The organism is Nonomuraea sp. NPDC059023, from assembly GCF_042740095.1.
Classification (GTDB): Bacteria; Actinomycetota; Actinomycetes; order Streptosporangiales; family Streptosporangiaceae; genus Nonomuraea.
This window is the reverse complement of sequence record NZ_JBHYIO010000007.1, coordinates 136,713-161,504: the sequence shown is the minus strand read 5'-3', so window position 1 is coordinate 161,504 and position 24,792 is coordinate 136,713. Positions and strand designations below refer to the sequence as shown.

At 69.2% G+C, this 24,792-nt stretch carries 28 protein-coding genes and 1 tRNA gene; 10 read left to right on the top strand and 19 right to left on the bottom strand.

The features are described from left to right. Positions 1–13: 13 nt before the first annotated feature. From tadA to ACFWYW_RS14715, 3 genes are all read left to right on the top strand, one after another. Positions 14–451, top strand: coding sequence for a tRNA adenosine(34) deaminase TadA (gene tadA / locus ACFWYW_RS14725; RefSeq protein ID WP_379613105.1), 438 nt, complete (start codon positions 14–16; stop codon positions 449–451). 10 nt (positions 452–461) lie between these two features. Beyond that, positions 462–548 (top strand) — tRNA-Ser (locus ACFWYW_RS14720). A 167-nt stretch (positions 549–715) separates the two neighbouring features. Next, positions 716–2,026 (top strand): tyrosine-type recombinase/integrase, encoded by a 1,311-nt coding sequence (locus ACFWYW_RS14715; protein WP_379613106.1) that lies wholly within the window; start codon positions 716–718, stop codon positions 2,024–2,026. Here ACFWYW_RS14715 and ACFWYW_RS14710 read toward each other — a convergent pair whose 3' ends face one another. From ACFWYW_RS14710 to ACFWYW_RS14700, 3 genes are all read right to left on the bottom strand, one after another. Continuing rightward, on the bottom strand, positions 2,027–2,965 hold the full coding sequence (locus ACFWYW_RS14710) for a GntR family transcriptional regulator (protein WP_379613107.1): 939 nt from the start codon (positions 2,963–2,965) through the stop codon (positions 2,027–2,029). It lies immediately after the preceding gene. 291 nt (positions 2,966–3,256) lie between these two features. Next, positions 3,257–4,267 carry an ABC transporter substrate-binding protein gene (locus tag ACFWYW_RS14705; protein ID WP_379613108.1) on the bottom strand — a complete coding sequence of 337 codons (1,011 nt, stop codon included), beginning with the start codon at positions 4,265–4,267 and terminating at the stop codon, positions 3,257–3,259. Next, positions 4,264–5,034 (bottom strand): GntR family transcriptional regulator, encoded by a 771-nt coding sequence (locus ACFWYW_RS14700; RefSeq protein WP_379613109.1) that lies wholly within the window; start codon positions 5,032–5,034, stop codon positions 4,264–4,266. Before ACFWYW_RS14700 ends, ACFWYW_RS14705 begins: the two co-directional genes overlap by 4 nt. Before the next feature lie 961 nt (positions 5,035–5,995). Between ACFWYW_RS14700 and ACFWYW_RS14695 the strand changes: the two genes are divergently transcribed. The 6 genes from ACFWYW_RS14695 to ACFWYW_RS14670 all read left to right on the top strand — a co-directional run bounded on the left by ACFWYW_RS14695 (position 5,996) and on the right by ACFWYW_RS14670 (position 9,446). Continuing rightward, positions 5,996–6,196, top strand: a complete 201-nt coding sequence (locus tag ACFWYW_RS14695; protein ID WP_379613110.1) for a hypothetical protein — start codon at positions 5,996–5,998, stop codon at positions 6,194–6,196. 152 nt (positions 6,197–6,348) lie between these two features. After that, positions 6,349–6,738: a hypothetical protein gene (locus ACFWYW_RS14690; protein WP_379613111.1), complete on the top strand. Its 390-nt coding sequence runs from the start codon at positions 6,349–6,351 to the stop codon at positions 6,736–6,738. Then, positions 6,738–7,256: a hypothetical protein gene (locus ACFWYW_RS14685; RefSeq protein WP_379613112.1), complete on the top strand. Its 519-nt coding sequence runs from the start codon at positions 6,738–6,740 to the stop codon at positions 7,254–7,256. Before ACFWYW_RS14690 ends, ACFWYW_RS14685 begins: the two co-directional genes overlap by 1 nt. Positions 7,257–7,430: 174 nt before the next feature. Beyond that, positions 7,431–7,658, top strand: a complete 228-nt coding sequence (locus tag ACFWYW_RS14680) for a hypothetical protein (RefSeq protein WP_379613113.1) — start codon at positions 7,431–7,433, stop codon at positions 7,656–7,658. A 115-nt stretch (positions 7,659–7,773) separates the two neighbouring features. Then, positions 7,774–8,904 carry an adenosylhomocysteinase gene (locus ACFWYW_RS14675; RefSeq protein WP_379613114.1) on the top strand — a complete coding sequence of 377 codons (1,131 nt, stop codon included), beginning with the start codon at positions 7,774–7,776 and terminating at the stop codon, positions 8,902–8,904. Beyond that, positions 8,901–9,446 carry an NUDIX hydrolase gene (locus ACFWYW_RS14670; RefSeq protein WP_379613115.1) on the top strand — a complete coding sequence of 182 codons (546 nt, stop codon included), beginning with the start codon at positions 8,901–8,903 and terminating at the stop codon, positions 9,444–9,446. Before ACFWYW_RS14675 ends, ACFWYW_RS14670 begins: the two co-directional genes overlap by 4 nt. A gap of 86 nt (positions 9,447–9,532) precedes the next feature. Here ACFWYW_RS14670 and ACFWYW_RS14665 read toward each other — a convergent pair whose 3' ends face one another. The 4 genes from ACFWYW_RS14665 to ACFWYW_RS14650 form a co-directional block, all read right to left on the bottom strand. Next, positions 9,533–9,814 carry a hypothetical protein gene (locus ACFWYW_RS14665; RefSeq protein ID WP_379613116.1) on the bottom strand — a complete coding sequence of 94 codons (282 nt, stop codon included), beginning with the start codon at positions 9,812–9,814 and terminating at the stop codon, positions 9,533–9,535. 66 nt (positions 9,815–9,880) lie between these two features. Next, on the bottom strand, positions 9,881–11,026 hold the full coding sequence (locus tag ACFWYW_RS14660) for a DNA cytosine methyltransferase (RefSeq protein ID WP_379613117.1): 1,146 nt from the start codon (positions 11,024–11,026) through the stop codon (positions 9,881–9,883). Between the two features lie 137 nt (positions 11,027–11,163). After that, entirely contained in the window at positions 11,164–11,940 is a 777-nt protein-coding gene (locus ACFWYW_RS14655; protein ID WP_379613118.1) for an N-acetylmuramoyl-L-alanine amidase, read from the bottom strand. A gap of 39 nt (positions 11,941–11,979) precedes the next feature. After that, complete coding sequence (locus ACFWYW_RS14650) at positions 11,980–12,288, bottom strand: hypothetical protein (RefSeq protein WP_379613119.1); 309 nt, start codon at positions 12,286–12,288, stop codon at positions 11,980–11,982. 166 nt (positions 12,289–12,454) lie between these two features. Here ACFWYW_RS14650 and ACFWYW_RS14645 point away from each other — a divergent pair, with 166 nt between their 5' ends. Further along, positions 12,455–13,078 carry a hypothetical protein gene (locus ACFWYW_RS14645; protein WP_379613120.1) on the top strand — a complete coding sequence of 208 codons (624 nt, stop codon included), beginning with the start codon at positions 12,455–12,457 and terminating at the stop codon, positions 13,076–13,078. 11 nt (positions 13,079–13,089) lie between these two features. Here the strand turns inward: ACFWYW_RS14645 and ACFWYW_RS14640 are convergent, their stop codons facing one another. From ACFWYW_RS14640 to ACFWYW_RS14585, 12 genes are all read right to left on the bottom strand, one after another. After that, complete coding sequence (locus tag ACFWYW_RS14640; RefSeq protein ID WP_379613121.1) at positions 13,090–13,623, bottom strand: hypothetical protein; 534 nt, start codon at positions 13,621–13,623, stop codon at positions 13,090–13,092. Next, positions 13,623–14,081, bottom strand: a complete 459-nt coding sequence (locus tag ACFWYW_RS14635) for a hypothetical protein (protein ID WP_379613122.1) — start codon at positions 14,079–14,081, stop codon at positions 13,623–13,625. The genes ACFWYW_RS14640 and ACFWYW_RS14635 overlap by 1 nt, the downstream gene beginning before the upstream one ends. 5 nt (positions 14,082–14,086) lie before the next feature. Next, positions 14,087–16,483, bottom strand: coding sequence for a hypothetical protein (locus tag ACFWYW_RS14630; RefSeq protein WP_379613123.1), 2,397 nt, complete (start codon positions 16,481–16,483; stop codon positions 14,087–14,089). Beyond that, entirely contained in the window at positions 16,480–19,176 is a 2,697-nt protein-coding gene (locus ACFWYW_RS14625; protein WP_379613124.1) for a hypothetical protein, read from the bottom strand. The genes ACFWYW_RS14630 and ACFWYW_RS14625 overlap by 4 nt, the downstream gene beginning before the upstream one ends. Positions 19,177–19,340: 164 nt before the next feature. Beyond that, positions 19,341–19,658, bottom strand: coding sequence for a hypothetical protein (locus ACFWYW_RS14620; RefSeq protein ID WP_379613125.1), 318 nt, complete (start codon positions 19,656–19,658; stop codon positions 19,341–19,343). Beyond that, entirely contained in the window at positions 19,659–20,231 is a 573-nt protein-coding gene (locus tag ACFWYW_RS14615) for a hypothetical protein (RefSeq protein ID WP_379613126.1), read from the bottom strand. It abuts the gene before it with no gap. 11 nt (positions 20,232–20,242) lie between these two features. Continuing rightward, on the bottom strand, positions 20,243–21,274 hold the full coding sequence (locus tag ACFWYW_RS14610; RefSeq protein ID WP_379613127.1) for a phage tail tube protein: 1,032 nt from the start codon (positions 21,272–21,274) through the stop codon (positions 20,243–20,245). Beyond that, the gene (locus ACFWYW_RS14605) at positions 21,274–21,501 is read right to left on the bottom strand and encodes a hypothetical protein (RefSeq protein WP_379613128.1); all 228 of its coding nucleotides are present in this window, start codon (positions 21,499–21,501) and stop codon (positions 21,274–21,276) included. The genes ACFWYW_RS14610 and ACFWYW_RS14605 overlap by 1 nt, the downstream gene beginning before the upstream one ends. A gap of 8 nt (positions 21,502–21,509) precedes the next feature. Beyond that, positions 21,510–21,959, bottom strand: a complete 450-nt coding sequence (locus ACFWYW_RS14600; protein ID WP_379613129.1) for a hypothetical protein — start codon at positions 21,957–21,959, stop codon at positions 21,510–21,512. Further along, positions 21,959–22,774, bottom strand: a complete 816-nt coding sequence (locus tag ACFWYW_RS14595) for a hypothetical protein (protein ID WP_379613130.1) — start codon at positions 22,772–22,774, stop codon at positions 21,959–21,961. The genes ACFWYW_RS14600 and ACFWYW_RS14595 overlap by 1 nt, the downstream gene beginning before the upstream one ends. A 3-nt stretch (positions 22,775–22,777) precedes the next feature. Continuing rightward, positions 22,778–23,116: a hypothetical protein gene (locus ACFWYW_RS14590; protein ID WP_379613131.1), complete on the bottom strand. Its 339-nt coding sequence runs from the start codon at positions 23,114–23,116 to the stop codon at positions 22,778–22,780. A 70-nt stretch (positions 23,117–23,186) separates the two neighbouring features. Beyond that, positions 23,187–24,677 carry a phage major capsid protein gene (locus ACFWYW_RS14585; RefSeq protein ID WP_379613132.1) on the bottom strand — a complete coding sequence of 497 codons (1,491 nt, stop codon included), beginning with the start codon at positions 24,675–24,677 and terminating at the stop codon, positions 23,187–23,189. Positions 24,678–24,792 lie beyond the last annotated feature (115 nt).

The window sequence follows — 24,792 nt, the reverse complement described above, 5'->3', positions numbered from 1 at the left end:
CCACGCGGCCGCCATGCGCCTGGCACTCCAGGAGGCCCGGCAGGCCGGGGCACGCGGCGAGGTCCCCGTGGGCGCCGTGATCCTCTCCGCCGAGGGCGAGGTCCTGTCCCGCGCGGGCAACGACCGCGAGGCGAGCGCCGACCCCACCGCCCACGCCGAGATCCTCGCCGTACGGCGGGCCGCCACGGCACGCGGCTCCTGGCGCCTGACCGGCTGCACGCTCGTGGTCACCCTGGAGCCGTGCACCATGTGCGCGGGCGCCGCTGTGCTGGCCCGGGTGGACCGGATCGTGTACGGCGCGGTGGATCCGAAGGGCGGCGCCGTGGGTTCCCTGTGGGACGTCGTCAGGGACCGCCGCCTCAACCACCGCCCCGAGGTCGTCATGGGCGTGCTCGCGGATGAGTGTTCCGCGGTACTTAAGGAGTTCTTCGCCACTCGGCGGATCCGGTAAGCTCATCGGCGGTGGTGTCGCCTAGTGGCCGAGGGCGCACGCCTCGAAAGCGTGTGATGGGGCAACTCATCCGTGGGTTCAAATCCCACCACCACCGCGCACCAAAAAGAGCCGTTGACCTGCGTGTACAGGTCAGCGGCTCTTTGTGTCTCCAGGAAATGGACACACATTTGGACACACCAGGGGCCGCGCGGAGGTCGGTGGCTCCTACGGAGGGATGTCCAGATCGTGGCCAAGATAGATCACCGGCCGACCAAATCCGGCATGCATTACCGCGTCCGTTGGCGCGTCGACGGCAAGAAGGACGGCCGCATCGACAGCGAGACGTGTCACGACTACACCACCGCCCGCCGCTTCAAGGGCCTGGTCGAGGCTCACGGCGAGAACCGACCGCCCGGCTACCCGAAAGGCTGCCGCGGTATCGGCATCGGCGCAGCGGTCGAACCCGTCCCTGAGCCAGCGCCGCCCGCGCAAGAGCTCGCCGAGGCCGCTGCCGTCGGCCGCTCGCTGGCCGAGGTCTTCGAGGAGTACGTCGGCCAGCCGCACCACCCCGCCGAGGAGCGGCAGTTGGAGAACTACGCCGATCAGTTCGACCTGCACGTGCGACCGGCGGTCGTCACGCTGGCGGACGGGCGCCGGGTGGGCCCGCTGGGCGGGCTGGATGTCGGGCAGTTCACCGTCGAAGTCGGCCAGGCCTGGGTCGCGTGGATGGAAGGTCGCGGTTACAAGGTCCGCGGCGAACTCATCCCGTACGCGCCCAAGTCCATCCGCAACGTCCACGGATCCGTCTTGTCTCCCGCGCTGGCCTTCGCCGCCACCCGCGGCTACATCGCCGCCAACCCCTGCGCCAGTGTTCGGCTCCCGGCCCTCGAGGGCCGCGCGGTCACTCGCGACGAGGTCCCCACGGCCGACGAGATCGCGTTCTGGATCGTGCTCGCCTACCAGATCAGCGAGCTCGCGGGCGACATGGTCACGCTCGCGGTGGCCACCGGCCTGCGCTTCGGCGAGCTCACCGCTCTGCGCCGCCGGGACGTCGACCTCAAGCGGCGCCTGCTGACGGTCTCCGGAGCCATCAAGGAGACGCGCAGGCCTAGGCGGCTGTATCGCGCGCCGTACGGCAAGAGCGACAAGGCGCTGAGGACGATCCGGATCCCCAAGGCCGCAGTGCCCGTGCTACGCCGCCTCATCGAGGACCTCGCACCGGACGACCTGCTGTTCACCGCTCCCCGGGGCGGCATCCTGCACTCCAACGGCTGGTCGCGGATCTGGGCCAAGGTCGCCGACCTGGCTCAGAAGTCCGGCATCGTCACGGCGGCGACCCTGCACAAGTTCCGCCACTTCCACGCCACCGAGCTGCTGGCCGCCAACGTGAGCATGGACACCGTCAGCCGCCGCCTCGGTCATGCCTCCATCCTGGTGACCACCGCGCTGTACGGACATCTGTCACCCGAAGCGGACCAGCGCGCCGCCGAGGTGCTCGAGCTCGTCATGAGCCCCAAGCCCAAGAAGGCGAAGAAGGACAAGAAGAAGCGCAAGAAGACCAAGCAGGACGCAGCGGTCCCGCTGGCCGCCTGATCAGGAACTCAGGGCAGGCTGCTCATGCTCGCGTTCGACCGCGTAGCGCGTGGTGGGGATGGCGATATCGGCCGTCGCCACCGCGCGCTGCTCGGCCCAGTACGTTCGCCAGATCACTAGCATGATCGTTCCCTCGGGACACCCTGTCTTCGCCGCCTCCTCGGCCGTGGCCATGCGGGCAGTCTCGCGTTCGACGATCCGATCCACCTGGACACCGATCTGCGCCATGCGCCCCACCACGCCCTGAGTCGCGTACGGGCCCTCCTCGGGAAAGGCGATCGGCGTTCCGCGCACGAGCTCACCCGGCTCCCAGGACGTTGCCACGACTGCCGGATCGTCATCGACGTACCAGACGTATTGGATGTGCACCACATCGGCGCCGATGTTCAGGCCGAGCCGCTCGGCCACGGAGACGGAGGCCGGCTGTGTCGCCCCCGTGCATCGGAAGCTTCCTGCTGCACCGTCCGCGGGTCTCAGGTCCGGCAGGAAGGGCGGAGCGCCGTACAGGCGGACGTTGGAGCCAGTACGTAGCAGCCGGCGCACAGTGGGCCGTTGAGCCACGTACGTGCCCGATCCCTTGCGGCGCTCGATGAGGCCCTCACGTTCCAAGAGATCGAAGGTCGCGTTGACCACGTTCGAGCTCACGTTGCGTTCTCGGGAGAGTTGCGGCCGAGAAGGGAGCTTCTCGCCTGCGGCGAGCTGTCCGATCAGGATGCGTTGCCTCAGCTCATCGGCCAGTTGTACGTACAGCGGCGCTTCCACCCGGACAGCTTGACGGGCCTGGACGATACGGATCAAGCTGTCCCGACAGCATGTGAACTTGCCGTTACAACTCAGGGGACTTGGATGGCCGAAGAGGAGTCCTTCGACCTCATCCTGCCTGCGATCCCAGCGATGTGCGCGACAGCCCGACGCTTCGCCCGCGGTCTCGTCGAGCACCTGGTGGACGAGGCCTCAGCACACCGCATAGAGATCATCGTTGGTGAGATGGCGATCAGCGCCCTCGCTGCCCTCCCCGAAGGGATCTCTCCGGGCCGCCTGCACGTGCGGGCTGATATCCGACTCGATCGTGTGCGGTTCGAGGTGATCGAGGCAGGAGAGATCGCACTCGTCGACCGCCGGCCCTGGGATTCAAGGGCATACAGCCTCACCCTCATGACCGGGTTGGGCTTCCGCTGGGGACGTGACCTCACCACGGCGGGCGAGGTCGTGAGATGGGTCGAGATTTCGTTAGGTAGCAGCGGTGAGGCCGGTGGACGACCACCTCATGAGCGCTCCTTGATGGCCCACTTGGACGCCGCTGGGGTCGACCTTGAAAGCGCCGAACACCGTAGTGGTCTCCAGGGCCAGCGCGGTTGACCATAGGGCTTGCCGCTCCGTGGTTCCCACCTGCCTCGTACAGTGAGCTGCGAGGGTCGCGGTGGCGGCGGCCTGGACCGCCGGGTAGTCCGGAGCATCGCCGGTCCGGTCCTTGTACCGGGCTACGAATTCCACCTCGCTCAGGCCGAGGTGCGCTTCACCACCACTTCCAGGAATCCATTGCCCGACGCCGTAAACCCCCTGCGGGTGATCGAGAGCCTCGCCGAACTCTTGGACTCCGGCAGCCACGGCGCAAATGGACTGCGGTGGGCGCGGCAGTTCTCTAACGAGCCGGACGCGCTCGACGTCCTCCTCGAACGAGCCAGCGCAGAAGAAGTTCCAAGCTTCCCGGGGCGACGGGAGCGCTTCGTCCGGTCCAAGACGCACGGTGGGGATCTTCATCGAGCGAGCGACCTTCTCGGCTCCGTCAGCGACCTGTTGCCCGAAGCGCCCCTTGCCGTGAGCGATCCATAGTCGGCCAGAGCGTTCGGACCGCAGCACCCGGCGAATGAACGGCTCCGCATAGAGGCTCGTTGGGGTCAGTACAGAGATGACGTGGCCAGGATGCGCTGCCTCGACATCGTCGCCAGACCCGCCGTGGTTCCAGAGGAGGCGATCAAGAGACGCGATGACCCTCCCGGCCCGCCGCATGAGGTGCGTGGAGTACGGCCCAAGGATGATGTCGGAGAAGTCGGCCAAGCGGCGAAGCCCCGCTTCAAGAACGTCCGGCTCGCTCTGGTCATCCTCGATCATCAGCTCGGCGGCCTGATCGGCGTCCCGCCAGACCTGGAGGCCGGCAGCGGCCTGGCGTCCGAAACGCGCGTGTTTGCCGGAGAGCGAGAGGCAAGCTCCGATCCGAAGCGGGCGGGGGCCGGCGGTCATCTCATCTGCACCTCGTATCGGAACGCGTGGCTGGCCGCGGACATGACAGAGTCCTGCACTTCCACTGGCCTGTCCTCGGAGTCGTAAACAGTGCGGACCACCTGAACCACTGGGACGCCCAACATGAGCCCGAGAGCCTCAGCTTCAGCCGGTGTCGGCATCCGTGCCACCAGGTCGTCGATGGAACGGCTGATCAGTCGGCGGATTGGCCCGTCCGGATCCTCGATCACCGCATATACGCCACCCTTGATCATGTTTGGCTCGGCGATGGGTGTGCCCTCGGCGAACTCCGCAGGGTAGTAGCTGTCGCAGAGGGCGACGGCCTCGTCGTTGGCGGTGAAGATCCGCCGACGAGCGATGACCGGCGCGCCCTCTGCGAGGTTGAGGCGTTCGGCAATCGCCGCTGTCGCCGGAACCGTGGCTACCTCGTGCACCCGCTGCGCCGGGATCATGCCCTGTTCCAGTACTTGGGCGTTGAAGCCTGGGAGTCCCGCCTCTCGGTGTCGGCGGAAGTTCGAGCCGCTGATCAGGAGTCGTACCCGGGGCTTGTTACGGACGAAGACGCCTTGACCTTGCCTGGAGGTCAGCAGCCCTTCTGCTTTGAGCAGCGCGAGGGCCCGACGCACGGTTGGCCGCGTCGTTCCGTAGCGCTTGGCTAGGTCGTTCTCGGACGGGAGCTTCTCGCCCGGCACCACCGCTGCGCCCAGAATCTCTGCGCGCAGTTCATCGACGATGCGCTGGTACGGGAAGCCCTGGGCTTCGGACATGGACAGAGGATACAAGTCCACTTGGATTTCCAAGTACCTTGACTTGTAATTCCAAGTGAGTTTATCGTCGAGGACGCGAACTTGTAATTCCAAGTGGGGCGCGAAGTAGGACGCCTTGCAAGGTCAGGTTCGCGCTGACCTAGACACAGGTCGGGCCCGCTCCGGCGCCGCAGACGACCAGAACGGGCCCTTGATCAGGAAGAGGTCCTGACCCGTGGCCAACCATAGACCTGACGCGAGCGCGGTCGGCTTGGATGTCGCCGAGTGCGAAACTCCGTCGGTAGCGCTCAAGTCGTCGTGCCTCCAGTTACTCGCTGAGGGCTACATCACCGCGCTGAGTGTGTGCGACCGGTGCGCGAGCATCGTGGTGAGCGCGCTGAACCAGGCGAGTCCCGAAGAGTTGTACTGGCACCCGAGTATCGCGTTGCGCGTGGGGAGCGAGCGATGAGCGGCCTCACGCTCGACCTGGCTCCGCGAGCCGCTCGCCGTCGTCCAGCCGCTCCGGCCCCGGTAGTGCGCGAGCAGTGCTACAGCGTGGATGATCCGCCGTTGGCGATGGGGTGCGCGGTTTGCGGCCACCCGCCCTACGCGCACGGCTGTAACGCTGCGGGCCCGCACGAGTATGCGGCGCCGTCGGCCGAGCTGATGGCCGAGCGGTTGAGCATGTACGTGGCCTGCGGATTGCATCGCCGCCGGATGTCGGACGCAGAGTTCCGGCGCACACACGTCTGCCTCACGGCGGACGTCGAGGCAGCCGACCTCGGCGAGGTGGAGCCGGTGGCAACGGTTCCGGCCGAGGCCGCTGCAGAGCGTCGAGTCGAGCAAGTGGCGGTTGTGCTTCCGCTTGAGGCGAGAAGCCGTGGACGCGATCAGGCACGGTCGCTGGCTGCCGCGTGTCGTACCTCAAGCGTGGCTGTTCCTGCAGCGCGAGGCGTCGGGGGAAGGCCGAGTGCCGATGGATATGAGTTCGCTGGAGGGGCGGTGGCCCGGATGGCGGGCATGGCGACCGCAGAACTCGCTGGCGTGGTGCGCGGGCTGGGGGCCGGAGCTGTCGGCCGAGCAGGAGGCCGCAGGCTGGGCACGGGTCGCGGCCGCCGACGAACTGGCCGCTCTCGAACGGCTGCTCGCCGTCCTACCCAATCGGCTCGACCCCGCGCGCTAGATCGTTCCGCGGGCGGAGCTGGCTATTCCGGCTTCGACCGGCTCCCACAGAACGACCCGCCCTGGCTCGAACATGCCGGGCCGCGAGCAGATACGCCGGGCCGTCGGTTGCTCTTGGGCCGAGCCGCCGAGGCCTTGATGGAGGTGGCGTGAGTGGCCGAAGTCAAGACGTGCGGTGACGCGCTGGAGTACAACATCTACCAGGTCTTTCGCCAGTGGACACGCCTCGGGCACACGCCGCGGGAGGCACGTGGCGTGGAGTTCCGCCTGGAAGAACTGGCCTGGCTGTCGGCGCTCGCGTATTGGACGCTGCGCCATCACATGCTGGCGTTGACGAACGCGCTGCAGTTCGGTGCGCCCGTGTGGCGGATCGCCGATGCGATGGGGATCGCCAGGGGCGACGTGGCCGCGATCCGAGCGGTATGGGAGCCCTGGGCACGCCAGGAGGTTCACGACCACGAGCATGGTTACGGCCTGGTCTCCGGCGAGTCGTTCGAGTACATCCTGCGTGTGCTCGCTGACGCTGAGGCTGCAGTGCGGTGATGGCCGGTCAGCCGAACGTCATGATGTCCGAGGCCGTCACGTACGCACTCCTCAAGGCTGCGATGAGGGTTCGGTGGCAGCTCACCCGCCGGCAGCGTGAGGGAATCGAATGCGTCTCGTGCGGTCGAGATCTCGTTGTCGAGGTCACAGCGGCCGCGGGCCCTGCGGCGTTCTTCCGCACCGATGGTTGCCGCCCGGCTGTCTGCACCACCTGCGTTGCCGAACACCAGGTGGGCATCCAGTTAGAGGAGCAGTATCCGGCATGGCGGCTCTGGCGTAGCCGAGGCTCAGGGGTTGCGGGCGTCGGCGCCTGGTACGCCACTCGCCGCATCGCTCTGCCTGCCCCTCTGCGCCGCAAGGGGTGGCCGGCGACTCTCGACGCGCCCACGCTCGACCAGCTCGAAGCCAAGCTCGCTGAGCGCGTTCACGTCGAAGACCTGCTGCTGGCCGGTACGGCGCGCTCGCCCCGACGAGAGAGCACAGATCCATCAGCGAGGGAGGGTGACAGAGATGGCTGAGCCCGTAAGGAACTGGAGATTGAGCGGCGGCGACAGGCAGCGCTGGCCGGACGGCAGTGAGGTCAGCCCGGCCAGTCGGGCTGCTCTGCGCCGGATCAGCGCGGTTGTCCGGCGCGTGTGCGCCGGACGCGGTGCGGAGTACCGCTCAGATATCGGTGGGCCAAAGGCCGTCGCGTGCTGACCGTGAAGGCCACCTACGACCTGGTCCGCCGTTTCGATGCCGACGGCGGCTACAGCGTGCTGGTCGAAGGCCAGCTCGCCGGGCTTGCCCGGCCGGTCGTTGACCGAGCCGGTCAGGTGGTCGGCTGGTCGCCCTGCCGCGTCAACGGCGCTCAACTGGGAGATCCCATGGACATGCTCACGGCCGCGGCACGCCGGGTGCTTATCCACTTCCATCACTAACCGCGGCCCAGCCGCCGCACTCGGGTGGCGTCTCTGCCGATGGGGCGGCGGCTGGGCTGTACGGAACACAGTTCGAGCACGACGAAAGGAAGTCACACCACCCTCTGGAGGGATAGTGCTTGAGGACTTCGAGCGCGGGCGCGTGGCCGCGTTCTTCCGCCGCATCACCGAGGCGCACCCCGTCACTGATCAGCCCGCCAGCCTGGTCATCACCCATCTGCTCGCCGAGCGCCCGGCCTTCCTGCACGGCGTCGCCCGGCTCTCCGACGTCGTGGCGATCTTGCCCAAGCCCCGCTCCATCAACGAGGCCGCACTGCGCGAGGTCAGCTCGGCCATGCAGGTAGACGAGCTCGACCGGCAGACCTTCTCCAACCCTGAGCACGTCCTGGCCTACGTCGAGTCGCGGGCCGCCGGACGCGACCTGGTGCTTCTGGATGTCGGCGGCTACTTCGCCCCGGCGCTGGGGCAGCTGCACATGCAGTTCTCCGGGAGGCTCATCGGTGTCGTGGAGGACACCGAGAATGGCCACCAGCGCTATGCCCAACTCGACAAGCCACCGTGCCCGATCTTCTCCGTCGCCCGCTCACCCTTGAAGGACCCAGAGGACTACCTCGTCGGCCAGAGCGTCGTGTTCTCGACCGAGGCCCTCGTACGCAGCCGCGACGACATCCTTAACGGCCGCCCTGCCTGCGTCATTGGCTACGGCAAGCTCGGCCGCTCCATCGCAGCGATGCTCCATGCCAAGCACGTCGGTGTCACCGTCTACGACCTAGACCCCGTCCGCCGCGTCCAAGCCGTCTCCCAGGGCTACCGCACCACCGCCACCCTGACCGAGGCCCTCGCCGGAGCCGGGATCGTAGTGTGCGCGACCGGCAACATGGCCTTACGCGAGGAGGACTTCGGCCGCGTCGCCAACGGCGCCTACATCGCAAGCGTCACCAGCAGCGACGACGAGTTGGAGCTGTCGGCCCTGAGCGGTCTCTACACCCGTGCCGCCGCAGAGCCGCACGTCACCAAGTACAGCCGTACGGGCCACTACTTCTACGTGCTCGCCGACGGCAACGCGGTCAACTTCCTGCACGGCGCATCCGTCGGCGCATTCATCCTTCTGGTGCAGGCCGAGATCCTCGCCGCGCTCGCCCTGCTCGCCAGCAGCGACCACGATCCGGGCATGTGGGAGGTTCCCGCCAATGTCCGGCAGTCGATTGCGGCCACCTGGCTCACCTACTTCCATGAGGTGTCATGACCGTCACCCGCGAGGAAATCCGCGACGTCGTAGCGCGATATCTCGAAGCCCACCCGGACCGCGCACCCGACCTCCTGCCCCTGTTCGCCACGCTCAACGGACAGGCAGACCCCACCTCGCGCATCACCTTGCCACTCCATGTGACCTGTAGCGCCGCCGCCATCAACGACACTGGCCAGGTCTTGATGATCCACCACAGAGCGCTGGACAGGTGGCTACTGCCCGGCGGTCACGTCGAACCCGAAGACCTCACGCTGTACGGAGCGGCGCTACGCGAGCTGGAGGAAGAGACCGGCCTGCCCTGGCAGCATGCCGTCTCCCCACCCGCCCACGACATCATCCCCGTGGACATCGACGTCCACGACATCCCAGCCAACCCGGCCAAAGGCGAGCCCGCCCACCAGCACGCCGACTTCCGCTTCGCGTTCTGGGCCAAGGACAGCACCATCTCCATCCAACCCGAGGAGATCCTCGCCTACGCGTGGCGCCCGCCCACCGACCTGCCTACACCACGCCTGGCATCCAACGTCGCCTCCATCTGAACCGTCTGGAGCACGAAAAGGGCGCCCCGCTCGATCCCCTTTCGGGGACCGAGCGGGGCGCATCCTTGTGTACCAGGGGACGGTGGTCAGCCCCGGAAGGTGTACGGTTCGCGATCACCGGTGGTGCCAGGGCCGCTTGTGGAGGTATAGCTGGGCTGGCGCTTGGAGAAGAACAGCACGCCGAGCCAGGGCCAGCGCTTCTCGCCGGCACGGACGACCGCGTAGTACGCGGAGACCGCCAGCGCGACGACGACGATGGTCATCTGGTCCACGGGCAGGTCGATGCCGAACTTGGCGAGGAACGCGGCGATGGAGGGGATCCAGATCGCGGCGTAGGTGCGGATCAGGCTGACGAGGTGATCGGACATGGCCATGCTCCCTCAGGGAAGGTGAAGCCCTCACGCCGGTCGACGTGAGGGCAGGGTGATGAGGTCTCAACTGCAGGAGTCGATGCTGCGCACTGCGTCGGTGAGCTGGCGAACGCCTGCGGCGCCCTGTTGCGGTACGACGCCGTTGCCGAGGGCGTGCATCTGGGCGGTACGGGAAAGGCCGGGGATGGCGGTGACGTGCCCGTCGGGCAGGCCCATCATCCACTCGACGAACCGCGCGGCGAGGCGAGGTTGTCCGCGGGTGCCGAGTTCGGTCGGTGCCGGGGCCGATCGCTCCATCACGTGTTCCCACCGCCGGATAGCCGCCTCGTAGACTCCCCAGTCGGGGATGCGGTCCCAGTTGCTCTCGATCAGCTGGTCGTCGGCTCGCCATTCGGCTTCGACGCCGACAGGAGCACCGTGGACAGCGGCGGCCGGAATCCAGGGCTGGGCTTTCGCCCCAGCGTCCCTGTGTCGCTGGCCCTGGGCGTCGGCAGCAGCCGTACCGCCACGGCCAGCGGCATCGACCGCCGCGATCGCTGCTGATCTCGGCGAGCCAGCCACGACTGCGGGCTCTCCCCGTCGTTGGGGTTCGAGGCTGTCGGGGTCGGCAGCAGGTACGCGCAGACCACATCCGGCAGATTCAGCTGATGCTTGCCCCGCCGACGGGACTCGGGGCTGGCGGCGCCACGGGAGTCTCGGGCTGTCGGGGTCGGCAGCAAGCAGGAACATGCGCTCGCGCCGATGGGCTGCGCCGACATCCGATGCTCGCAGGCTCGTCCACGCTGTGTCGTACCCGAGCGCGGCCAGGTCCCCGAGTACGCGGTCGAGTCCGCGCCTGCGGAGGGCGGCCACGTTCTCCACGACGACGAGCGCCGGTCGTAGCTGGCGAAGGGCGTCGGCGATGACGAACCACAGTCCACTGCGCGTCTCCTTGGTCATGCCAGCTCCGCGGCCGGCGTATGAGATGTCCTGGCACGGGAACCCGGCGGCGACGACGTCGACCGGCGGCACAGCTGCCCAGTCGACGGCGCTGATGTCACCGAGGTTGGGAACGTGCGGCCAGCGGTGAGTGATGATCTGCGCGGCTCCGCGGTTGTTGTCCGCGGTCCAGGCCAGTTCGGCGTCGAACACCGTCTGAACGGCCATGTCGAGGCCGCCATATCCGGTGCAGAACGAGCCCAGCCGGAGCGGATCGGTTGTGCAGGTCATGGGTAACTCCCCAGCCGCGCACCGTTGTCCGGTGGCGGGTCGGGCGGGGAGGGGTGGACGTCGGGGGGTTCCGGCCCTCAGCTACCCCCCGATGAGCTGAGGACCGGAAGCCAGAGACCGAGCGAGGTTGGCCCGGTTCAGGTGATGGGCGCGGTCCAGGCGGCGCGCCAGGTGGCCTCGTCGACAACGCCGGTGGCGGTCAGGCGCTTTTCGCGCTGGAACTTGCGGCAGATGCTCCCGTCGATGCCTGCGTCGAAACGGCCGTCGACGGCGAGGTCCCAGCCGCGGGCGCGCATACGGCGCTGCCAGATGCGGACCTGGTCGCCTTCACTGCCGGGGCCCAGACGGGAGCCCTGCCAGGTAGGGACCTTCACTTCCTCGTCGCCCTGGCCGTCGTCGGCCAGCTCGGCGGTGAGGTTGAGCAGGCGGTCCCACGGGAAACCGCGCCCGGGGTCGGTGTGGTCGCTGCGCCGGTAGACGAGGCTGACGTCGGCGTGGCTGGTGAAGCCGCGGCGGCCTGCCCGCAGTTCGGTACGGCTCAGCTTGCGGATGGGGATGCGATAGGAACGGGCCCAGGTGGCGCACTGGCGGGCGGCCTGGTCGAGGAGGGCTCGGGAGTAGGTGTCGGTCCAGTCGGCGCGGGACTGCCGGGCGTAGCCTGCGAGTTCCAGCTGTAGCCCGTCACTGTTGGCGCCGGGCGCGGCCCAGGCCGTGTCGCGGTCGGGCACGCAGCGCACCAGGCTGTTGTTGTCGGCGCATATGTGCGCCGAGGCCTTGGTGGAGCGGCGGGCGAAGTAGCGGGCGACAGCTTCGGCCGTGTCGCCCTTCTCCGGCGCCTCCATGGAGTGGATCACGATAAGCCGGATCGGGGACAGGCGGCCGCGGTGGTAGTTGGCGGCGCGGATGGTGAGCATGTAGGTCTCCTCGCGTTGGGCGGACGCGGTCGCGGCGGATCAGGTTTTGAGCAGGGTGAGGGTGATCGTGATGGCCAGACCGCAGGCGGCGATCACGACGGAGATCCAGGTGGCTCGGCGGGTGGAGCTGCCGGCGGCGTCCAGGCGGGCGGCCTGGGCGCCCTCCAGCACGCGCAGCCGTTCGTCGTGGCGGTCGACACGGTCAGTTAGCTCGTCCTGACGGCGCTCGGCCTGTTCGGCGCGTTGCAGCAGAAGGGCGAGCTGGCCGCGGATTTCGGTGAGGCCGACCTCGAGGAGGCGGCGGAGCTCGGCGACGGCGGCGGTCAGGCCGCTGGACGGCTCGGTCATGGCGCTCCCTTCCAGGGATGTGCTCCGGCCCGGTGAAACGGGAGCTCCACTCCGGGCGATGAACAGGAGTGCGGCAGGGGGGCGCCGGTGTTCTCCGCGTGGGCGAAAGGGGTTGCGGGTGTCATCTCCGCCGGGGCGCGGAAAGCTGGGTTGGAGCAACAGCGCGGTGCTCGGGCCGATCTTGATCTTGCTGACCGTGGTAGGCATCGTCGCGGTCGGGGCGGCCACGCTGGCGATCGTGTCGAACATGTCCGCCAGCCCGCCGCCCCGTGAGGCGGCCGCTGAGTCGGCACAGACGGGCTCGGTTCAGCAACCTGCGCAGCAGCCGTCGATAGCGGAACAGTTCGTGCAGCCGCAGGGCGAGCCGGCGCCGAGCACGACGGAGAATCTCCGCCCTGGGGCGGAGGAGGTCAAGGTGCGGTTGGTCGCGCAGCGTCTGTTCGACGCGTACGCGGGTGCCGACTACGGCGGGTTCTGGGATGGCTGGTCGGCCCAGGGGCAGCGGCTGATCTCCCGGGCGGACTACGTGCGCTTCTTCCAGCTGTGCCCGCAGATCGCGGCTGGCGTGCGTTTCACAATCGGTGGGGTGACAGTCGCCGGCCAGACGGCCAAGGTGCAGGTGAATCGACTGATCGCGACGCTCACCTACGACTTCGTCCTGGAGGGTGGCCAGTGGCGGTACGTCCCCACGGCCGAGCAGCAGCGGGAGTACGGCAGCGGCAGCGTTGACCAGATCGCTGCGGACAAGCGTTCGCGGGCGCTGTGCGGGGGCGCCACTCCGGCTCGATGACCCCGAGCTGGTTATGTCGAAACCCAGCGGATCTCGAACCGGCTGTCCTGATCGCTGGGCAGGACGTTGAGGCCGCCGCCGGAGTTCTGGTAGACGGCGACCTCGACGAAGTCACTGACGTTGAGGTACATGTGTCCGCTGATGGCGACGGCGACTTGCGCGGCTCCTCCGGGGATGGCGGCGACGACGGCACGGTTTTGTCGGGTGGCGGAGGTGGCGTTCTTCTGGAACATGACGTCGCGCCAGCCGCTGCCGTTGGCGGCGAAGACTGCTGCGGCGCCCAGGCTGTGCCAGCCGGCGGTCTGCGCCACATACCGGGTGTTGTTCGTCGTGGTGGAGTGGCCGCCGTCGCGGTCCAGGTCCTCGGTCTCGTAGGTGAGGGTCTGGTGGATGCCGTTGGGGAGCAGCTGGTTGGCGGTCTTGCGCAGGATGGCCATGGGCGGGGCGAGCAGGAAGGCCAGCGCGTCGCGCAGTTCGGCGTTCATCTTGGCGGCCGACAGCACCTCGCCAATGGTCCAGGTGCGCGGCGTGGGGACCGTTGCCATCAGGTCCCCCTCTGGGCGGGAAGGCCGAGCAGGTTTTGGCAGGCCGGGCAGAGTGGTTGGCCGGCGGCATGCAGGGGGCGGCAGGGCAGGCATGGCCAGAACTGCAGGGCGGTGGGCAGGGACTGCAGATTGGCGGTGAGCTGTTCCATGTGCTCGGGCCAGATCAACGCGGCGGTGTGGCCGCTGCCGGCGGCTGCGCATTGGGTGCACCAGAACCAGGTGGCCTCGGCGGGGAGGTTGAACGCGGAGCCGCACTGCCAGGGGCAGTCGGCGATCCAGCGGCCGTCGTCGACTCGGGCGTAAGCGCGGGCGGTGGGGTTGTGGCCGGTGGGCCGTGGCACGGGTCGGCTGGCGCGCGAGGGCAGGCTGTCGAGGTGGTCCCAGAGGTTCTGCCAGGTCCGGATGGGGGCGGGGGTGGGGATGGCCTGGTCGGCGAAGCGCAGGGGTGAGCGGATCACGGGGGTCACCATCCGAGGGCGTTGTAGTCGAGGGTGCCGGCGAGGGGGTCGTCGAGGATGAGGGTGGGCGGCTGCCGTGGTGAGGTGTCGAGGCGGAAGGTCCAGGTGGAGTCGGTGATCTGGTCTTCGACGCCTTCGCACCACAGGTCTACGAACGGTCCGGGTGCTTGTGAGGGGAGGTCGGTGATGCGGATGTGCTGGCCGATGTCGCTGCCGAGCATTTGGGGCCAGACGCTTGCGAGGTTGTGGGCGGGCACGGAGACCTGTCCGGCGCGCGGCTGTGGATCGCTGTAGGTGCGCAGGGTGTGGTCGGCGCGGTAGGTGGCGTCCTCCTCGTTGATCAGCAGGGTGTCGAAACGCTCGGGATATTCGCCGTGCTCGTCGACGGAGTCGGTGTCGACGGCGCGGGTCGGCGGCATGTCGGGCCCGGTGCGGGTGATGGTGATGTCGTTGATCAGCAGTTGATCGTCGGTGGTGAATTGCAGGTCCGGGCCGAGTTGGTCGGCGGTCAGCACGATGGAGGGCGCGCTTGCGGCTTCGCGGCGGAGCCTGCCGTGGAAGACGGCGGCGTCGTCGCCATCGATGAAGAACAGGCCGGCCTCAGACAGGGCGATCTGCTTGAGTGCGGTCAGCGGGGTCTGCTCGGCGTGAGGGTGGGCCGCGAGCTGGACAGATCCGACGTCCATGCGGGTACGGGTGATGCCGCCCCAGCCGGCGATGCGGGCGGCGCGCGGTCCGGGCATCTCGGCGTGGTAGCCGTAGGTGACCTCGGCCATCGCGGCGGCCTGCTGGGCGGTGATGATGGTGTTCCACGCGGCGATGTGGGAGACCGTGCCCTGGAGGAACTGTCGCGGATCGTCGACGGTGCCGGGGTAGCCGCCGGCGAACACGCGGGTGAGCGGCGGCCAGGCGGCGCCGGGTGGGCTGGTTGCGGTGAAGATGCGCTCGATGCCGTCGATGTAGCCGCGGGTGGTGATGCCCTGGCCGGCGCCGCGGAACAGCACTGTGACCACGACGTGGTGAAGGAAGCCGTCGCCGAGGTTGACCGCGTTGGTCGAGCCGGTCCCGATGCCGTTCGGGGTCCGCACGCCGACCGACAGGGTGGTGGTGGACTGGTTGTAGTTGACTCGCAGGTGGACGTCGTCGGATCCGTTGTCCAGGTACAACAGTCGCTGCTCGCCGGCGAGGGCGCCTGACGAGATGACCCAGAGGCTGACCGAAATGCCGGGAGTGCCGCCGATCGGCGTGGTGAGCCCCTGGGCGAGCAGATAGCGGCCGTTATTGGTATCCACGGGCGTCAGCTGGACGCCGGTGGTGCCGTCCGGGCCTTGGAGGACGCCGAACTCGGCGGACCCGTTGCTTCCGGCTCGCCTGACGCGCATGTACGGCTGCGAGCTGGCCGCGGCGTTGGCCGCCAACGTGGAGCCCGGTGGCTCCCCGCACGGCCAATAGGCCACCGGCTTGGTTGCCAGCATCACCTGCTTGATGGCCTGCCGGATGCGCCCCCGGCTGAGGAGTTTGTGCCGGTCGGTTGCGCTGATCCGGGTGGTGCCGAGCACGCCGTTGGTCCACCCCGACGGCCATCTGTCGACGAAGCCGGTGAAGCGGCGGTACTCCTCGCCTGGCGACTTCCAGGCGGTGGGGGCCGCGGCCTGTTCGACCTGCCAGGCCGAGGTGAGGATGGCGGCGTCGGTGGCCGCCCCCATCACTCTCATGACGACGCGGGCGAACGCCGCGCCCGCAGGCGCGGACGCAGTGACTGACACGCTTTGATAGGACGTCGTGAGGACCACGGACGTGCCACTGGTGTCCGTTACCAGCACGCCTGCGGCATTGAACCAGCGCAGGTAGAGGGCAACCGAGACGGAGTTCGTCTCGCGGCGCGCCTGGCAGCTCACTGCGTAGGCCGTACCGGGGATGACGTGGAATGCCTGCTCGGTGGCGGTCGCGGTGGACTTGCTGCCGATGCGCAGCAGCTCGCCGTCACTCCAGGATGCGGCCGCCCAGCGGATCGCGGAGGTCTGCCCGGGCGGCGCGGTCGTGCTGGTGCCCAGGCCGCCCGAGGTGGCCGAGAACTGGCCGGCATCTGTGCTGCGGCCCTGCGCCCGCAAGAGCAGGTTGGGTGAGGACGGCCAGCGAGCACGCAGGCGGATCATGCGGTTGATCTTGACGTTGGGGTAGTACGGCGAGACGGCTCGGCCGGAGGTGAAGCGGCCGTCGCTGTTGTCGAAGGCGACGCTCATGGTGCCGGGCTGGACCTCGTCGAGCTCATGGCTGCGCCGGCGCGAGATCGTGACGCCCTCCTGCCACTCCACCCAGGGGCTGACGTCGTGCCAGAGCGGGTTTCCTTGGGAGTCGCGGGTGAGGGCGATCTCGATCCAGGCCTGTGGCATCTCGGTCATGACGTGGCGAATCCCAGGTTGAAGCCGCGGCTGCGTGCCTCGGCGAGAGCGGCGATGACCAGCCGGGAGATCTCTTCCCGGCTGACGAGCGGCTGGCCGTTGAAGTGGAAGACGAACGTCACACCACCGCCGCCGGCGACCAGGGGCAGAGGGCGGAAGCGGCCGGGACCCAGGGCGGCGTCGCGGACGCTCGGGTCGGTGAAGCCCGCGCCGGGAGCGTTGGCCAGCAGGTCGAGCAGACCCGAGCGGCGGGCGAGTTCGGCCGCTCGCGCAGGACGGGTGAGCGGCAGGACCACCTCGGGGCCGGCCTCGCCGACGACGGCCAGGGTCTGGCGGTGGATGATGGCGCCGTCGGCCAGCCGCGGCAGCGAAACCCGGGGTGCGCCGGGCACGAGGTCGGCGACGATGTTCATGATGCGCTCGATCCAACCGATCACGTCGTTGAGCCAGCCCTTCAGCGCCGAGCCGACCCTCGCCATGCCCGCGTTGGCCTGGTCTGGCAGGCCCAGGAACGCGCCGATCACCAGCTGCGCCAGGCCGACGACGAGTTCCAGGCTGCGCGCCAGCGTGTTGAGGAACAGCACCCCCTGACTGGAGAAGATCTTGATGGCGGCGAGCGCCTCGGGCGACTCCAGGAACTTGGCGATCAGGGGAGTGGCCTGGGCGGTCAGATCGGCCAGGATGCGAACCAGGTCGGTGAAGGGGGGCAGAAGCTTGGGCAGCTCGGGGATCAGCGGCCGGATGATCTCCACCAGCAGCTGCAGCAGCATGGGGACCAGGGGCGCGGCCTGGCGGAACAGCTCCAAGCAGGCCAAGGCCAGATCGGTGACCGCGGGCACCAGCTGGGGCGTCTGCTGGATCAGCAGGACGAGGACGTCGCCGCCCAGCCGGACAAGATCAGGAAGGAGCTTGACGATCTCGACGAACAGTGCGGCGAACCCGCGCGCCAGGTTTCCTAGATGGGGCGTGACCTGCGGCAACGCGTCACGGAGGGCGGCCAGGACCTCGCCGCCGACCTCGCGCAGCGCCGCGTTCAGCGGGCCGAGATGGGCCGAGGTGTCGCGCAGCGCGAGGGCCAGCTGGTCGCCGAGCTGCCCGGCCAGCGGGAGGACGGCCTCGGCCGCCTCGCGCAGCAGTTGGGACAGCTGCGGCAGGATCGGCAGCAAGATCCCCGACAGCGCGGACGTCACGGGCTCCAGCAGCCTGGCCAGCAGCGTGAGCCCGGTCCCCCACCGCTCGACCAGGATTGCGGCGAGTTCGACCGCGGGCGGGATCAGCGGGGCGAGCGCGATCAGCATGCTGGAGATGCCCTGCCCGAGGGCGAGGAGCCCCTGGGCGACCTGAGGGTTGGCGAAGGCGCGGGCCAGCGCGTCCGCGACCGTGATCAAGCCGGGTCCGAGCGCGGCCACCGCCGCTCCCAGGGCGCCGATCAGGCTGGTCAGCCCAGGCCCGATCGCCAATGCCAGGCCGGCAGCCTGGGGCGCGATCAGGGCGAGCGCGCCGGCCAGGGCGCGCAGCACGGGCCACAGGGCGCGGCCGATGTCGCCCAGGGCGCGGAAGACATCGACCAGGACGTCCTGGCCTTCTGCCGAGTTGACCCATTCGGAGAAGGCGTCGATGAGCTGGCCGAGGACGCCGAGCGCGTTGCCGCCGGCGGAGCGGATCGCGTCGAACAGGCCGCCCAAGAGCCGGCCGACGTCGGCGGCGATCGAACCCAGCGCGCGCAAGACGATGAGGGCGTTGTCCATCCACTGCAGCGCCTCGCCGGAGGCGACCGCATTGGCGATGAACTCGCCCAGCCGTCCGACGGCCAGGGCGATGCCCGGAGAGAGGTCGGCCAGCCAGCCTGCGCCGAGCACTCCCAGGTCACGGAAGCCTGCCAGCAGCGGGCCGGCCGCGGGTACCAGGGCGGTGACCGACCTGTGCAGCGAGCTGAACACCGATTCGACCGCGCGCAACGATTCGCCGGAGCTGGCGAACTCGGCCAGCTCGCGCGCCCCCTCACCGAGCGCCTCGGCGACCGAGGACATGCCATCCCGCAACGGCCCGATCAGGACGCCGAGCTGCGTGACCTGGCCCAGCAGCGGCTGAAAGAACGCCTCCTGGACCGCGGCACGCAGCTGCTGGATCGGGTTGTACAGCGCGTTCAGTTCGAACGCGGCCGCGCTTGCCGCTGGCGACAGGCCGGCGACGGACTCCAGGAACGCCTCGTAGTCGGGGCCCAGGGCGGCGGCGAAGGCCTCGCCGACACCGGCCGTCGCGATCTTGAGGGTCGCCATCGCCGCGGCGCCGAGCAGTGCGCCGCCGGGCAGGGCGGCGATGGCACCGGCCGCGGGCGCGAGGGCGGCGGCCAGCGACAGGGCGCTGCCGGCGGCCGAGACGGCGCCCGCGCCGAAGGTCGCGAGCGCCGCGGCGGTGACGCCGAGCCGGGCAGCAGTACCCACAGTGGAAGCACCAAGACTCGCCAACTGGCTGCCGAGCGCTGTGACGCCGCGGCCGGCGGCGGACAGCCCGCCGCCGAGATCCGCGGCAGAGCGGCCGAGCTCGGCCAGATCACCGCGGACGGTACGGCTGATACGGCCGATGCCGTCCAGGCGGCGGCCGAGGCGCTCGGCGGCATCCCCGACGCGCTCGAAGGTCTTGCTCGCCCCTTGGTCGCGGGCGAAGATGTCGAAGCCCATGTTGGAGGCCATGACGAGACCTCCCTCGCGGGCATAGGGTCAGGTTTCGTCAGGCGACTCCAGGCAGGTGTCGACGAAGGCGCACATGAGCTCGAACTCGTCGAAGGTGAGCAGGTCGACTTCGCGCGGCGGCAGATGGCAGAAGTGGGCGAGCAGAGGCAGGTAGCGGCGACGCTTCAGCGCGAGGTCTTCGCCGCGCCGGCGGGCTCGGTAGGGTCCGGCGTCGCCTCACCCTCGTTTTCGATCTTGAACGTGGCGAGGTCGACCACGTAGGTGCCATCGCAGATGTCGTCGAAGGTGACGTCCTTGCCCATGCGGAACTTCAGGATCAGCCAGGCCAGGCCCGCGATGGCGAGCATGTCCTGTGCTTGGAGGGCCTCGCCGAGCTCGGGCGGGCGCCAGCCCGTCGCCTTCTGCAGGGCGAGCGCCTCGTGCAGGGGCAACTTGCCCAGCTCCAGCTCGATGGTCTCGCCGGCGATGCTGATCTTGGCCATTCAGGATCCCTTCTCGATCTTGGTGGCGATGGTGTTCAAGGCCGTCTGCACGGCGGCGCGCACGGTGGGCAGGTGCCGCCTGATGGTGGAGGCGAACCAGGGTCGGCCGAACTGGGCGACCCAGACCTCGTCGTTGCCGAAGACGGGGTGGCGCCAGCCCTTGGGGTTGTCGAGGTGCCGGGGCAGGTTGCGCTGGTCGGCGGGCAGGCGGCCGCTGTCGACCTCGATGCGCACCCGGGTGCCGCGGCTGGTGCGGCCGGTGCGGATCTTCAGCCGTACGGCGGAGGCGACGGTGGCCCGCAGGCCCGAGGAGCGCTGGGCCCGGAGCTTGCGCTTGTCCTCGTCCTTGGCCCGGGATCGGTCGTAGTGGTGGCGCTCCCTCTGGCGGCCTCCACCGCCCCGGGCGCCGCGCACAGGCAGTGTGTTGATCGCCCGCTTGGTGTCGGCCACGGCGGGTTTGGCCGCGGTGCGGATCGCCTTGTTCAGTTCCTTGTTGAGGTCCTTACGACCCGCGTCCTTCAGCCGCTGCGACAGCCGCGACAGTTGCTCGGCGCCGGTGATGCGCACGTCCACCGTGGGCTGCCCTACAGGGCGGTGTCGGCGGAGACGAGCTTGATCTGGATTGGGGAGTTCGCCTCGTCGTCGTAGGCTTCCCAACTGGTGGTCATCTGGACGACGTCGGGGCCCTCGACCGCGGGCGCCGCCTCCTTGACCTTGATGGCCGGCAGGATGAACGACAGCTGGTTGTTGTTGCCCGCGCCGGTCGGGATCGCCGAGCCGGTCAGCGCGAAGTCGAGCGCCGACGTGGTGTTGGACTTGATCAAGTCGTACAGCTCGGCCTTGCTGTACTCCGCGGTGAAGGTCCCGGTGATCGTGGGGACGTTGTTCTCCAGCTGCTCGCGCTTGGTGCCAGCCTGGCCGATCCCGTAGCGCTCGGTCGCTAGCGGGGTCTCCATCTTGATCGAGATCTCTTTGATCACGGTAGAGACCAGGGCACCCCCGGTGACGGTCATCTCGCCCGAGGCGGTGGCCGCGGTGCCGCCGAGCTTCAGCACGCCCTGGCGGAAGTCGTATACCTCCGTGCCTGTGACGTAGGAGGCGACCGCGAGAGGTGCGGCCAGGTCCTCGTCCCAGCCGTCGACATCCAGGCTGAGCGTGGCCATGGAGTCGGAGGAGAGCTTGAACTCCCAGCCCTTGATCTTGCAGCCGCGGTAGGTATGGGCGCGCACCACTCCGGTCGGCTCGGGACGGCCGACCTGGATGGTCATGCTCTTGCCGACCATGCCGCCCGGGACATGGATCTGCTTGTAGGCGGAGCTCGCGGCGATCTGCTGCGGCAGGGCGGTCGAGCCGAGCATATGGGCGACCAGCAGCCCCATGCCGCGGGTGGCCCACTCCATCGCGAAGCTGCCATCGACCGTACGGCGGGACTGCACGACGCGGGCGGCGAGCTTGAACTTGCGGCCGGTCCGCAGGCCGCTGGGTTCGGCGAAGGTGGGCTTCCAGGCGAGGTTTTCGCTGGTGAACTCGTAGAAGCGGGTCGGGGTGACAGCGGTGCCGACGACGGTCTCGGCGGCGAGGCCGAGCTGGGCATCCAGGCCAGTTCCGGTCGGCATTACGCGCTCCTCTTGACGGTCTTGCTCGCGGTGCCGGCCTCGTGAACGAGCTCCCACGTGGTCCTGGGCCAGGCTCGTGCCTGCTCGTCGGCGCCGACAAGGTAGGCGTCGCTGGTCTGCTCGGCCAGCTCGGCATCGACGATGATGATCTGGCCGGGCTCGACGCTCGGCCCATCGCCCCGGCCAAGCTGCAGGTGTTCACCAGAGATGTTCTTGAACCTCAGCACGTGGGCTCCTAAATGCGGGTGGTGATGGCGACGGTGAACGGCAGGCGGGCCAGGGCGCCGTCGTCGGTCTGTTCCTGGTGCAGCCGGCCTGTGGTGATGGCGGCGATGGTGGGTGGTGGTAGGCCCAGGCCGGGATTGCTACGCAGGGCGGCCTCGACGGCCGCGAAGAGGGCATAGGCGCGCTGGCGCACGGCGCGCGCGCTGGTGCGGCCGTCCCAGCAGACGATCGCGCAGGTGATGAGGATCTGCTCGGTCTTGTGGGCGCCGCCCAGGCCGCTCCATTCCTGGGTGGTCTCCGCGGCCAGGCCGTCGTCGTCGCCGTCCCAGCCGACGTGAACGACGTCGAGCAGGACGTCGTCGGTCACCTGGGGGCCGTCCATGACGGGTGTGCTGGGCAATGCAGTGGTGAACCTGGCGACCAGGGCGTCCAGAACGGCGGGTACGCGAGAGGGCGCCATCACGCGATCCCGAGGGCGATGTCGCCGAGCAGTTCCAGCGCGCGGCGGGGGATGGCGTATCCCATCCGCGGGTCCCACACCTCATCGGCGCCTGCGGCGCGCGCGCCGCCCATTCGGCCGCGGCGGGTCTCCCATTGGTGGGCCACGATGATGCGGGCGGCCAGCCGGATGTGGGCCAGGATCTCGCGGCGGCCTGCGGTGTAGGAGATGGTGATGTGGCCGTGTTCCCAGTGGCTCTCGTGGGCGCCGGCCATCCGGGTGAGGACTCCGGCCTCGGCGTCGAGCTCGTAGCCGGCTGGCGGCAGGGTGCCGCCGCCGGGCAGAGTGACGCTGTCTATCTGGAGGACGGGACGGTGGGCGAGCAGGAGGTGGCGGGTGCCGCCGCGCAACTGCTCGGTCCGCGCTGTGGGGAGGGCGGCGCCGACGTGGTGCTCGATGATGACCGCGCTGGCCCGGATCCACTCGCTGATGTCGGCATCGTGGGTGGTGTCGGTGAGGGGGATCTTGAGGTGGTTCTTGGCGTCGGTCAGCGAGATGATGCCCGCCTCGCTCCACAGCGCGGCGACGTCGAAGGGCTCCTCGTCGGCGGTAGCCGGTCCGGTGGTGAGCCAGCGGGCGACGTGCCGGCCCGCCGTGATGGCGGGGTGGTCGTGGCGGTACTGCCCGACCCCGGCCTGTTCGGGGATGAAGGGGCCCGCGGTGGATCCGTCGGGCAGGCGGATCGTGAGGGTGATGGACTGCGGGGTAACCAGTACGCCGTCCAGCCGTACGTCGTACCGCAGTCGGGCTGTGCCGCCGAAGGCCACCGTGGACACGGACTAGTCCTTGGCCTTGGCGGCCGGCGGCTTGCGCGTCACGGTCTTGTTCGGCGGACTGGGCTGGGAGGCGTTGCCGGCGGCCGCGGCCGGTGTGTGCGCGCTCAGCGCGGAGATCAGGCGCGCGGCCTCTTCCAGAGCGCGCCCGGCGAGCACATCCTGCCCGCCGCCGGCGTGTCCAGCGGCAGCCTCCTGCAGCTCGGTGATGCGGCCGGTGACAGCGTCGGTGACGCGCTGGATCTCGCCGCGGATCGCGTCGGCGCGTTCGCTGTCGCCTTGCGCGCCGATGATGGCGAGCTCGTTGCGGTAGCCCTGCAGCTCGGCCAGCAGGTCATGAGCCATAGTCAGGTCTCCTCCGATGTTCAGGGGCGGCGAGGCCTGCCGGAGGTCCGGCGGCAGGCCTCATGCAAGGTCAGTAGCCGGCCGGGGCCGCGACGCCGGTTCCGCTCACGACCGAGATGGTTTCCGGGCGGCGGTTCGGCATGAAGGCCGCGTAGTTGAAGACCTGGAAGCGGACCTGCAGCGTGCCCGACAGCACTTCGGTCAGCACACGGGTGCGCATGGAGCCTTCCCACAGGTACAGGTCCGAGGTGCGGGCGGTGATGATGCGCTCCTCGTTCGTGCCGGCGCCGAGGTTGGCCGGGATGTTGCCGTCGGCGATGATCGGGAAGTTGAGCAGGCGCCCGACCGGGCCCTCGACGTCGCCGCCGGTCTGCAGGGCGATCGGGTTGAACGGGGCATTGGTCTCCGGCAGGATCAGCGGCCGCTGCTGGGCGTCCAGCTGGGCGGCCATCCAGAACCAGCGCGACGGGGTGAGGAACAGCGCGCTGGGCATGGCCTTGCGCCCCTTGGCGCTCAGCGACAGGGCCTGCATGAGGGGCGCGTACAGCTCGGCCAGCGTCGGCGTGGCGTCGGTGTAGGTGACGGCGTTGATGCCGGCGACGTTGAGCGCGCCGAGAAGCTGCCCGGCGGTGCCGGAACCGGTCAGGCACTGGGAGTCGAGCTGCATGTTGTAGTCGGCGATCAGGTCGGCGAAGACCACCTCGTCGAAGGCGACCGGGCTCTGGTCGAGCAGTTGCATGGCCACGTCCTGCTGGCCGGCGATGGTCCGCACGGGCGCGTTCACGAACGTGTCCGTGAGGTCCTGGCTTATCACCGCTGCGGCGTCCGCGGTCTGTACCCCGGTGCGCGTGCCGGTGGCGATCTTCGGCACGTTCACGCTGTCGGTGCCGGTCGGCAGGTCCATGGTCCGCACAGTGTTGGCGAAGGCGCGGCCGAAGCGGGGCAGGTCGATGTACTCATCCACCAGCCACAGCGGCGGTACGAAGTAGCCGCCCTGGCCGTCGACGCGGTTGGGGTTGACGCGCTTTTCGAAGACGGACTCCGCATGCCGGATGCGCTCGCTGCGGTCGAGCTCGGCCAGCTGCTGGTGGGCGCGCTGTTCGCGGGCGTGTTCACGGGCGGGCAGCTCGACGTCGAGTTCGGTCGCGTGGCGGGCCAGCCGGGCGGCCGCGTCGGTGTTGTTGCGCAGGGTGGCGTTGGCCAGGTCGAGGAAGTAGCTGTGGCCGTTGCCGCGGGCGTAGGTGAGCGGCTCGGAGGTGACCTTGACGCCGGAGCGCTTGGGGCTTTCCGGGCTGGTCTGGCCGAGCTTGGCGGCCAGCTGGTTGTTGGCGTCCTGACGGCGCTCGGCTGCCTCGGCCGCCTCCAGCCGCCCGCGCGCTTCGGTGATCTTTCCGTCGTGCGCTTCGAGCGCGGCGGCGCGCTCCTCGAACTGCGTGGTTTCCTCGGCGGTCAGCGCGCGGGCTTCGGTCTTGGGCGCCTCCAAGACGGCGTTCATCGACGATGCGAGCTCGGCCCGCTGGTTCAGCAGCGTCTGTAGCTGCGAACGCAGAAACTCCAGCACGGAGTCCTCCTCATGGATTCGTGATCTTGTCGCACGTGTGCGACAAGATCGGTTCGGGCCTGCGGCTGGTCGGTGGTGGCGGCAGTGGTGGCGCGCCGATGGGCGCGCTCCGGCT

Excerpts from the sequence above, each read along its gene's own strand:
- ACFWYW_RS14715 (WP_379613106.1), top strand. The coding sequence starts at position 716 with ATGCATTACCGCGTCCGTTGGCGCGTCGACGGCAAGAAGGACGGCCGC.
- ACFWYW_RS14590 (WP_379613131.1), bottom strand. The coding sequence starts at position 23,116 with ATGGCTCATGACCTGCTGGCCGAGCTGCAGGGCTACCGCAACGAGCTC.
- ACFWYW_RS14625 (WP_379613124.1), bottom strand. The coding sequence starts at position 19,176 with ATGGCCTCCAACATGGGCTTCGACATCTTCGCCCGCGACCAAGGGGCG.
- ACFWYW_RS14650 (WP_379613119.1), bottom strand. The coding sequence starts at position 12,288 with ATGACCGAGCCGTCCAGCGGCCTGACCGCCGCCGTCGCCGAGCTCCGC.
- ACFWYW_RS14640 (WP_379613121.1), bottom strand. The coding sequence starts at position 13,623 with ATGGCAACGGTCCCCACGCCGCGCACCTGGACCATTGGCGAGGTGCTG.
- ACFWYW_RS14660 (WP_379613117.1), bottom strand. The coding sequence starts at position 11,026 with ATGACCTGCACAACCGATCCGCTCCGGCTGGGCTCGTTCTGCACCGGA.
- ACFWYW_RS14695 (WP_379613110.1), top strand. The coding sequence starts at position 5,996 with ATGAGTTCGCTGGAGGGGCGGTGGCCCGGATGGCGGGCATGGCGACCG.
- ACFWYW_RS14700 (WP_379613109.1), bottom strand. The coding sequence starts at position 5,034 with ATGTCCGAAGCCCAGGGCTTCCCGTACCAGCGCATCGTCGATGAACTG.
- ACFWYW_RS14655 (WP_379613118.1), bottom strand. The coding sequence starts at position 11,940 with ATGCTCACCATCCGCGCCGCCAACTACCACCGCGGCCGCCTGTCCCCG.
- ACFWYW_RS14705 (WP_379613108.1), bottom strand. The coding sequence starts at position 4,267 with ATGACCGCCGGCCCCCGCCCGCTTCGGATCGGAGCTTGCCTCTCGCTC.
- ACFWYW_RS14685 (WP_379613112.1), top strand. The coding sequence starts at position 6,738 with ATGGCCGGTCAGCCGAACGTCATGATGTCCGAGGCCGTCACGTACGCA.
- ACFWYW_RS14665 (WP_379613116.1), bottom strand. The coding sequence starts at position 9,814 with ATGTCCGATCACCTCGTCAGCCTGATCCGCACCTACGCCGCGATCTGG.
- ACFWYW_RS14630 (WP_379613123.1), bottom strand. The coding sequence starts at position 16,483 with ATGACCGAGATGCCACAGGCCTGGATCGAGATCGCCCTCACCCGCGAC.
- ACFWYW_RS14610 (WP_379613127.1), bottom strand. The coding sequence starts at position 21,274 with ATGCCGACCGGAACTGGCCTGGATGCCCAGCTCGGCCTCGCCGCCGAG.
- tadA (WP_379613105.1), top strand. The coding sequence starts at position 14 with ATGCGCCTGGCACTCCAGGAGGCCCGGCAGGCCGGGGCACGCGGCGAG.
- ACFWYW_RS14600 (WP_379613129.1), bottom strand. The coding sequence starts at position 21,959 with ATGGCGCCCTCTCGCGTACCCGCCGTTCTGGACGCCCTGGTCGCCAGG.
- ACFWYW_RS14620 (WP_379613125.1), bottom strand. The coding sequence starts at position 19,658 with ATGGCCAAGATCAGCATCGCCGGCGAGACCATCGAGCTGGAGCTGGGC.
- ACFWYW_RS14670 (WP_379613115.1), top strand. The coding sequence starts at position 8,901 with ATGACCGTCACCCGCGAGGAAATCCGCGACGTCGTAGCGCGATATCTC.